The sequence below is a fragment of the Halopseudomonas sp. Lyrl_26 genome (assembly GCF_051948695.1).
GTDB lineage: Bacteria > Pseudomonadota > Gammaproteobacteria > Pseudomonadales > Pseudomonadaceae > Halopseudomonas > Halopseudomonas formosensis.
In genome coordinates, this window is sequence record NZ_JAYJLH010000018.1 from 19479 (window position 1) to 29208 (window position 9730).

Consider the following 9730-nt stretch of genomic DNA (forward strand, 5'->3'; position numbering starts at 1 on the left):
CTTTCGCACCGGGGCGGTGCTCCTACAAAGGCAGACTGATCCTGCCCCAACTGTAGGAGCCCTCGCCCCGGGGGCGAATGCGGGCTTGCGGCCTGCCCCCCCTTATCGCACCGAGGCGGTGCTCCTACAACAGGGGCGGTCCGGCGTCCCGGCGGCGCTCCTACCGGACCGAGGTCAGCCACTCAGCGTGGGCGGCATTCTTGCCATTGACCAGATCGAAATAGGCCTTCTGCAGCTTCTCGGTGACCGGACCACGGCGGCCGATACCTATCTGACGGCAGTCCACTTCGCGAATCGGGGTAACCTCGGCGGCGGTGCCGGTGAAGAAGGCCTCGTCGGCGATGTACACCTCATCACGGGTGATGCGCTTCTCGACCACCGGAATACCCAGCTCCCCGGCCAGGGTGAGGATGGTGGCACGGGTGATGCCGTTCAGGCAGGCGGTCACCTCCGGGGTGTAGATCACGCCGTTCTTGACGATGAAGACGTTCTCACCGGAGCCTTCGGCCACATAGCCTTCCGGATCCAGCAGCAGGGCCTCGTCGGCGCCGGCGGAAACCGCTTCCTGCAGGGCCAGCATGGAGTTCATGTAGGCGCCGCTGGACTTGGCCCGGGTCATGGTGATGTTGACGTGGTGACGGGTGAAGGAACTGGTACGGATGCGGATGCCCTGCTCCAGTGCTTCCTCGCCCATGTAGGCGCCCCAGTACCAGGCAGCAACCACGACGTGTACCTTGAGATTGTCGGCGCGGATACCCATGCCTTCCGAGCCGTAGAAGGCCAGCGGGCGGATATAGGCGGTTTCCAGGTTGTTCTCGCGTACCGCAGCGCGGCAGGCTTCGTTGATCTCTTCCTTGGTGTAGGGGATCTTCATGCCCATGATGTGGGCGGAATCGAACAGACGGTCGGTGTGGGCCTGCAGGCGGAAAATCGCCGTGCCCTGATCGGTGTTGTAGGCACGCACGCCTTCGAACACACCCATGCCGTAGTGCAGCGAGTGGGTCAGCACATGGACGTTGGCCTCACGCCACGGAACCATTTTTCCATCAAACCAGATAACACCGTCACGATCAGCCATCGACATAACAACCAGCTCCATTCTTCATCTATCTATTCATCTGCTTCAGGCACTGTGCCTGTCCGTTGGGTTCTGGCCCCGGTCATGCCCGCCGAATCTCTGGGTAATCATGCATCCGCTGCGTCGGGCAGCAGTTGCTGCCAGAGCCGAATGATATGGTGTCGGTAGTCATGAAACTGGTCGCCTGGTACTGTCCCTGGCTGCTTTTGCAATGCCAGGCGATGGGCCGCTGCCCGGTAGGCCTTGTAAGCCTCCTGCAGGTGCTGAACGTCCTCACCGGGGATCAATCCGGCGTCACGCAGCCCGTCCGATATTCTGATGTTGTCCGTAAAGCGCAGTAACTCTGGGTACCGGCACGACCAGGCCAGAACGGCATATTGCACCATAAATTCGATATCGACGATACCTCCCGCGTCCTGCTTCAGATCAAAAGCCGCTTCGGCAGTGAAGGCAGTCGGGTCCAACCCGCCATGTGTGGCCTGGGTTGCCAGGTTATCGCGCATCTTCTTGCGCATGTCCCGTACCGCGGTGCGCAGCTCTTCCTCGTCGCGCTGACGCCCCAGCACCTCGGCCCGCAGGCGGTTGAACCGCTCGCCCAGCTGCACGCAGCCGGCCAGCGGCCGGGCACGCACCAGGGCCTGGTGCTCCCAGGTCCAGGCCACCTCGCGCTGGTAGCGGGCGAATGCCTCCAGCGAGGTAACCAGCAGACCCGCATCCCCGGACGGGCGCAGACGCATATCCACGTCATAGAGCACCCCGGCGGTGGTATGGGTGTTGAGTATGTGGATGATGCGCTGCCCCAGACGTGTGTAAAAGCGCCCGCCATCCAGGGGTCTGGGGCCGTCGGTCTCGGCCTCGGTATCGCCATCGTGGATGAACACCAGATCCAGATCCGAACCGTGCCCCAGCTCGATGCCGCCGACCTTGCCATAGCCGACGATGATGAAGTCCAGCTCACAGGGCGTGCCATCGTGGCGTTTGGGCACGCCATGGCGGCGGACCATGTCTTGCCAGGCCAGCTGCAGTACCTGCTGCAAGATGGCCTCGGCAATCCAGGTCAGATAATCGCTGACCTTCATCAGCGGCAGGCTGCCGGCAATCTCCGAAGCGGCCACGCGCAGTGAGTGGGCCCGCTTGAAATAGCGCAGGGCCTCCATCTGCTGTTCCAGATCATCCTCGGGAATACGCAGCAGCTGCTGACGCAGCTCGTCGATCAGCTCGGCGGTTTCCGGCGGGCGATACAGGCGGCCGGCGTTGAGCAGTTCGTCCAGCACCACGGGATAGCGGGCAATTTCCTCGGCGATCAGCGGACTGGCGGAACAGAGCACCAGCAGCTCGCGCAGGGCACCGGGGTTCTCGGTCAGCAGTACCAGGTAGGCGGAACGGCGCGCCACGGCTTCCACCAGCGGAATGACTCGCTCCAGTGCCAGATCCGGATCGTCCTGTTCGCAGGCCATCGCCAGCAGCCGGGGCAGGAAGACATCGAGCCGCTCGCGACTCATGCGCTGCATTGCCCGCACCCGCGGCGAGCGCAGCAGATGCTGCAGCAGCTCCCAGGCCCGGGCTCCGTCCTTGAAGCCGCCTTCGACCAGCTGCTCGCAAGCCTGCTCCGGCTCGGGGAAACCGGTGAACAGAGTCAGCCACTGGGTATAGGGCGCCTGCTCACGCTCCTCCTCTTCGTCCGGATCGGCAATCACCCCGGCGAAGTGCCGCGCTACCCGACTGCGCTGCAGCTCCAGCTGGCGACGGAATTCCGCCCAGTTGTCGAACCCCATGATCATCGCCACCCTGGCCTGGGTCAGGCTGTCGGTCGGCAGCATCTGGGTCTGGCGGTCATCGATGGCCTGCAGCGCATGCTCGGTGTCACGCAGGAACAGATAGGCGCCCTTGAGTTCGTCCACCGTCTCGTCGGGCAGATAGACATTGGCCGCCAGCATGTCCAGCACCGCCAGGATCGGCCGCTGTTGCAGACTGCGGTCACGCCCGCCATGGATCAGCTGGAAGGCCTGACCGATGAATTCCACCTCGCGTATGCCGCCGGCACCCAGCTTGACGTTGTCGTGCAGCCCCTTGCGCTGCACCTCCCGCTGAATCAGCTGCTTGAGGTTGCGCAGTGCCTCGATCGCAGCGAAATCGATGTAGCGGCGGTAAACGAAGGGCCGCAGCCGCTCCATCAGCTCGGCCCCGGCGACCTGATCGCCGGCCACCACCCGCGCCTTGATCATGGCGTAGCGCTCCCAGTCACGACCCTGGCTCTGGTAGTACTGCTCCAGCGCATTGAAGCTGAACACCAGGGCGCCACTGTCGCCGTAGGGACGCAGGCGCATGTCGACCCGGAACACGAAGCCATCCACGGTGACCTCGTCCAGCAGCCGGATCAGCTTTTGCCCGACCCGGGTGAAGAACTCCTGATTCGACAGACTGCGCCGCCCACCCTGCGTCTCGCCCTGGGACGGAAAAGCGAAGATCAGATCGATATCCGAGGACAGGTTCAGCTCCTGCGCACCCAGCTTGCCCATGCCCAGCACCACCAGGTGCTGCTGCTCACCCTCCTCGCTGCGGGGTGTGCCGAATTCGGACTCCAGCTGCGCATATACCCAGCGGTAGGCCTGCTCCAGACAGGCGTCTGCCATGTCCGACAGATCCCGGGTGGTATCCATTGTGGAGGCCTGACGGGTGATATCGCGCCAGATGATGCGCACCTGATGCTGCTGGCGGAAGCGCCTCAGCGCCTGGGCGAACTGCTCCTCGGTCAGAGCGGCGTCCAGTTGCTGGCTGAGCAGCTGCGCCATTTCACCCGGTGCCAGGGAGCGACTCAGCCGCTGGTCTTCCACCAGCCGCCAGGCCATGACCGGATCGCGCCGCAACTGCTCGGCAACGAAATCGCTGCCCGCCAGAACCAGCTGAAGTTCGGCCATGAAGCTGTCGCCGAGCTGCTGCAGGTCCGGCTCCAGCCCCGCCTGATGAACGGCCCCCAGCCACTGCCCAAGATGGTGATCAACCACCGCGCTCAGGGTGTCGGGCAAAGTGACGGGCAATGAAAATGGCATGGTCTATCCTGAATACACATCGAAAGATGCAGAGTGCCACGGGCGGAACGGGCGGAAAAGGGCGAAGCCGAAATTCCAATACGCCTTGTAGTTTAACTACAGAATAGATGATGACCGGATAGTCTTTTTCTCCAAAATGTAGTAAAACTACACACACCCTCGACTGTCGCACGCCCGAGTCAATACTCCAAGCTCGGGCTGAGTGACAGTTTTCATCTGGGACTCACAAGGTCTGGAGAAAAATATGAAGCATGACGATATCGATCCACTCGAAACCCAGGAATGGCTCGATGCCCTGGAATCCGTCCTCGAGAACGAAGGTGAGGAACGGGCCGAATACCTGATCCAGCGGATGGGCGAACTGGCCAGCCGCAGCGGCACCCAGCTGCCCTATGCCATCACCACCCCGTACCGCAATACCATCCCGGTGACCCACGAAGCGCAGATGCCCGGCGACCTGTTCATGGAGCGCCGTATCCGCTCCATGGTGCGCTGGAACGCGCTGGCGATGGTCATGCGCGCCAATCTGCAGGACCCGGATCTGGGCGGCCACATTTCCACCTTCGCTTCCAGCGCCACGCTGTACGATATCGGCTTCAACTACTTCTTCAAGGCGCCTACCGAAGAGCACGGTGGCGACCTGGTATTCTTCCAGGGCCATGCTGCCCCCGGCATCTATGCCCGCGCCTTCCTCGAAGGTCGCATCAGCGAAGAGCAGATGGCCAACTTCCGTCAGGAAGTGGACGGCAACGGCCTGTCCTCCTATCCCCATCCCTGGCTGATGCCCGAGTTCTGGCAATTCCCCACCGTGTCCATGGGGCTGGGTCCGATTCAGGCCATCTACCAGGCACGCTTCATGAAGTACCTGGAAAGCCGTGGCTTCATCGAGCCGGGCAAGCAGAAGGTCTGGTGCTTCCTGGGCGACGGCGAATGTGACGAGCCGGAATCCCTGGGCGCCATCTCCCTGGCCGGCCGCGAGAAGCTGGACAACCTGATCTTCGTCATCAACTGCAACCTGCAGCGCCTCGACGGTCCGGTGCGCGGTAACGGCAAGATCATCCAGGAGCTGGAAGGCAACTTCCGCGGCGCCGACTGGAACGTCATCAAGGTCATCTGGGGCCGCCTGTGGGATCCGCTGCTGGCCCGCGACCACGACGGTCTGCTGCAGGCCCGCATGGAAGAAGCGGTCGACGGCGACTACCAGAACTACAAGGCCAACGACGGAGCCTATGTCCGCGAACACTTCTTCGGTGCCCGGCCGGAGCTGAAGAAGATGGTCGAGAACATGTCCGATGAGGAAATCTGGAAACTCAACCGAGGCGGTCACGACCCCTACAAGGTGTATGCCGCCTATCACGCTGCGACCAACCACAAGGGTCAGCCCAGCGTGATCCTGGCCAAGACCATCAAGGGCTACGGCACCGGCGCCAGCCAGGGTCAGAACATCGCCCACAACACCAAGAAGGTGGATACCGAGAGCCTGCGCAAATTCCGCGACAGCTTCGGCATTCCGATCCGCGACGAGGATCTGGAGAACCTGCCCTTCTACCGTCCCGAGGAAGGCAGCGCCGAATACAAGTATCTGCACTCGCGCCGCCAGGCCCTGGGCGGCTACATGCCCCAGCGCCGCGTCAGCAGCAAATCGATTCCGGTACCGCCGCTGGAAACCCTCAAGGCCATGCTCGACGGCACCGGCGAGCGTGAAATCTCCACCACCATGGCGTTCGTGCGCATCCTTGCACAACTGCTCAAGGACAAGGATCTCGGTCAGCGCATAGTGCCCATAGTACCGGACGAAGCACGTACCTTCGGCATGGAAGGCATGTTCCGCCAGCTCGGCATCTACTCCTCGGTCGGCCAGCTGTACACGCCGGTCGACAAGGATCAGGTGATGTTCTATCGCGAGGACAAGAAGGGCCAGATCCTCAACGAGGGCATCAACGAAGCCGGCGCCATGTCCAGCTGGATCGCTGCGGCCACCGCCTACAGCACCTACAACCAGCCCATGCTGCCGTTCTACATCTTCTACTCGATGTTCGGCTTCCAGCGCATCGGCGATCTGGCCTGGGCCGCCGGCGACAGCCGCGCCAAGGGCTTCCTGATCGGCGGCACCGCCGGGCGCACCACGCTCAACGGCGAGGGCCTGCAGCACGAGGACGGACACAGCCACATCCTGGCCTCCACCATTCCCAACTGCCGCACCTATGACCCCACCTATGCCTACGAGCTGGCAGTAATCATCCGCGAAGGCGCGCGGCGCATGATGGAAGAGCAGGAGAACATCTTCTACTACATCACCGTGATGAACGAGGCCTACGCCCAGCCGGCCATGCCCGAAGGCGTCGAGGAAGGCATCATCCGCGGCATGTACCTGCTCGAAGAAGCCACCGAGAAAGGCAAGCATCACGTACAGCTGATGGGCAGTGGCACCATCCTGCGCGAAGTCCGCGAGGCGGCCACCATTCTGCAGAACAACTACGGCATCAGCTCGGACATCTGGAGCGTGACCAGCTTCAACGAACTGCGCCGCGATGGCCTGGCCGTGGAGCGCTGGAACCGCCTGCATCCGACCGAACCCAAGCGTCTGAGCTATGTCGAGCAGAACCTGGCCGGCCGTAGCGGTCCGGTGATTGCCTCCACCGACTACATGAAGCTCTTCGCTGACCAGATCCGTCAGTGGGTACCGGGTAACTTCAAGGCACTGGGCACCGACGGCTTCGGCCGCAGCGACAGTCGTCGCAAGCTGCGCGACTTCTTCGAGGTCGACCGCCGCTGGATTGTCTACACCGCGCTGGTGGCGCTGGTCGAGAACGGTGAACTGCAGCCCGAGGTGCTGGTTGAAGCCCAGACCACCTTCGGCCTGAACCCGAACAAACCCAACCCGCTGGACTGCTGAGGAGAGCTACCATGAGTGAATTGATCAAGGTACCCGACATCGGCGGTGAAGGCGAAGTCATCGAGATCCTGGTGCAGGTCGGTGACCGCATCGAGGTGGAGCAGAGTCTGGTCACGCTGGAATCGGACAAGGCCAGCATGGAGGTGCCCAGCCCAAAGGCAGGTACCATCACCGCCATCAAGGTCAAGATCGGTGACACCCTGAAAGAGGGTGACGATCTGATCGAGCTGGAAGTCGAAGGCGCCGACGCCGCTGCCGAGCAGCCGGCCGAGCCCGCCGAGGCCGAAAAACCGGCCGAGGAAAAGCCCCAGGCGGCCCCCGCCGCAGCCGAAAAACCGGCGGCGAAGAAGGCCGAGAGCAGCGTGCAGAGCTTCAACATCCCGGATATCGGCGATGGCAGCGCACGGGTAATCGAGCTGCTGGTTCAGGTGGGTGACAAGGTCGAGGCCGACCAGAGCCTGCTGACCCTGGAGTCGGACAAGGCCAGCATGGAGATCCCCTCCCCCGCTGCCGGCGTGATCGAAGCCATCGAGGTCAAGCTGGAGCAGGAAGTCCAGACCGGCGACCTGATGCTGCGCATGCGCGTGGAAGGCGAGGCCGGTGAAGAGGAATCGGCACCGGCTGCCATCGTCGAGGAAGCCGAAGACGAGGTAGCTGTCGCCCCGGCCAAGGAAGAACGGGCTCCGGCTGCAAGCCAGCCGCAGGCCACCCCTGCTCCGGTCGGCGCCCCGAGCCGTGGCGGCAAGAAGGTCCACGCCGGCCCGGCGGTACGCAAGCTGGCCCGCGAGTTCGGCATCGACCTGACCGAGGTCAGCGGCACGGGCCCCCGAGGCCGCATCCTCAAGGAAGATGTCCAGGCCCATGTGCAGGCCATCATGCGCCAGCGCAAGGAAGGCGGTGCCGCGGCTGCCGCTGGCGGCGCAGGCATCCCGCCGGTGCCGGAGGTCGACTTCACCCGCTTCGGCGAAGTGGAAGTCAAGGACATGACCCGCCTGCAGCAGATGGGCGCCACCAACCTGCACCGCAGCTGGCTCAACGTGCCCCACGTCACCCAGTTCGACCAGGCCGACATCAGCGAGCTCGAGGACTTCCGCAAGGCGCAGAAGGCCGTCGCCGAGAAAGCCGGGGTCAAGCTGACCGTGCTGCCCTTCCTGCTCAAGGCCTGTGCCCATCTGCTGCGCGAGCAGCCGAACTTCAACGTCTCGCTGGCCGCCAACGGCAAGCAGCTGATCGAGAAGAAGTACGTGCACATCGGCTTCGCCGTGGACACCCCGGACGGCCTGCTGGTCCCGGTCATCCGCGACGTGGACAGGAAGAGCCTGCTGGAGTTGGCAGCCGAAGCGGCCGCACTGGCCGACAAGGCGCGCAACAAGAAGCTCAGCGCCAACGACATGCAGGGCGCCTGCTTCACCATCTCCAGTCTGGGGCACATCGGCGGCACCTACTTCACGCCGATCGTCAACACACCGGAAGTGGCCATCCTCGGCGTCAGCCGGGCAACCATGCAACCGGTCTGGGATGGCAAGGCCTTCCAGCCGCGGCTGATGCTGCCGCTGTCCCTGTCCTACGACCACCGCGCCATCAACGGCGCCGCCGCCGCCCATTTCACCCGCCGACTCGGCGAACTGCTGGGCGACATCAGGTCGATGTTGTTGTAAGAGATGTGCAGTAATCAGAAAGGCCGACAATTGTCGGCCTTTCTGTTGTTGGAGCCTCCCTCAGGAACGTCGAGCTTCCAGAGAACGTCGTGCTCCCCGGGAAACGCCGAGCCCCCTGGTAACGTCGTACTCCCTGGGAACGTTGAGCCCCCCCCTGGGAACGTCGAGCACCAGCTCGATGGTGCGGACTACTCTTCCCTCTCAGCCGCTTACCTCAGAGCAGATCCAACTCCCTGCCCGCACTCGACCACTGCCAGTCCTCAGCCCGCTTCACCAGCCCCGCCGTTACCGGATTGGAATGAATGTAGTGCACTGCCGCAGCCAGATGACGCTCATCGCGGATATAGCGATCCCAATAACCTCGCATCCAGACGCGGCCGCCCTGCAGCCCGAGACCCAACCGTTCGTTATGTTCCACCGCCCAACGGGCACTGTAGGACTTCCAGCTTTGCACTATGCGCGCCAGCGAGTAACGGCATTCGATCAGGACATGCACGTGGTTCGGCATGATGCACCAGGCCATCAGCCGATAACGGCGGCCATGGTGCAGGAGCAGCCCCTGGCGGAATACCCGGGCCAATTCGGGTCTTGCCAGTGCGCAGCAACCCAGGCCCTGATCCAGCCAGTACTCCACCTTGCGTCGGCGCTGAATCTCCTGCTCCGCGGCTGGCAGCATTCGCAGCTCCGCTTCAATCTCTCTGAGCTTAGTGATCGGCAAGGCGTCCGCCAGGCGGAAGGTGATGAACTGCAGCACATGCGGGGCATCGTAATGCGGCAGCTTGCGCGCCTGATACCAGCCGAGGTGTTGATTGGGGGCTGGAGTCATGGGAGGAGTCCACTCTGTAACCGCCTGCAAGATTAATTGCAGGGACGGAAAGGAGCAGTGAACGGGTTGGGGTTTCGAGTGGATGAGTGGGGGATTGTGTGAGCCGAGTCGCGGTTTGGTCTGCGGGAGGGAGTGGGTGGCGGGTCATCGAGCTGGTGCTCGACGTTCCCAGGATGCCAGCCCCACTCGGCATTACCGGGAGGTACGGTGTCAAGGGAGTGG

5 protein-coding genes are annotated in these 9730 nt (G+C 63.1%); 2 read left to right on the plus strand and 3 right to left on the minus strand.

What is annotated here, in order from left to right; translation table 11 throughout:
• Window positions 1-160 precede the first annotated feature (160 nt).
• Both VF673_RS14230 and glnE read right to left on the minus strand, forming a co-directional pair.
• A complete protein-coding gene (locus tag VF673_RS14230) occupies window positions 161-1084 on the minus strand; it encodes a branched-chain amino acid transaminase (protein WP_090538435.1) in 924 nt (307 codons plus the stop codon).
• Window positions 1085-1185: 101 nt separating this feature from the next.
• On the minus strand, window positions 1186-4128 hold the full coding sequence (gene glnE, locus VF673_RS14235; protein WP_440292409.1) for a bifunctional [glutamate--ammonia ligase]-adenylyl-L-tyrosine phosphorylase/[glutamate--ammonia-ligase] adenylyltransferase: 2943 nt from the start codon (window positions 4126-4128) through the stop codon (window positions 1186-1188).
• A gap of 244 nt (window positions 4129-4372) precedes the next feature.
• Between glnE and aceE the strand changes: the two genes are divergently transcribed.
• Together aceE and aceF are read left to right on the plus strand one after the other, a co-directional pair.
• Window positions 4373-7024 (plus strand): pyruvate dehydrogenase (acetyl-transferring), homodimeric type, encoded by a 2652-nt coding sequence (gene aceE, locus VF673_RS14240; RefSeq protein WP_440292410.1) that lies wholly within the window; start codon window positions 4373-4375, stop codon window positions 7022-7024.
• Window positions 7025-7035: 11 nt separating this feature from the next.
• A complete protein-coding gene (gene aceF / locus VF673_RS14245; protein WP_440292411.1) occupies window positions 7036-8682 on the plus strand; it encodes a dihydrolipoyllysine-residue acetyltransferase in 1647 nt (548 codons plus the stop codon).
• 214 nt (window positions 8683-8896) lie between these two features.
• Here the strand turns inward: aceF and VF673_RS14250 are convergent, their stop codons facing one another.
• Entirely contained in the window at window positions 8897-9508 is a 612-nt protein-coding gene (locus VF673_RS14250; RefSeq protein ID WP_440292412.1) for an REP-associated tyrosine transposase, read from the minus strand.
• Window positions 9509-9730 lie beyond the last annotated feature (222 nt).

Coding starts and splice junctions, on each gene's coding strand:
- VF673_RS14230 (WP_090538435.1), bottom strand. CDS start 1,084: ATGTCGATGGCTGATCGTGACGGTGTTATCTGGTTTGATGGAAAAATG.
- glnE (WP_440292409.1), bottom strand. CDS start 4,128: ATGCCATTTTCATTGCCCGTCACTTTGCCCGACACCCTGAGCGCGGTG.
- aceE (WP_440292410.1), top strand. CDS start 4,373: ATGAAGCATGACGATATCGATCCACTCGAAACCCAGGAATGGCTCGAT.
- aceF (WP_440292411.1), top strand. CDS start 7,036: ATGAGTGAATTGATCAAGGTACCCGACATCGGCGGTGAAGGCGAAGTC.
- VF673_RS14250 (WP_440292412.1), bottom strand. CDS start 9,508: ATGACTCCAGCCCCCAATCAACACCTCGGCTGGTATCAGGCGCGCAAG.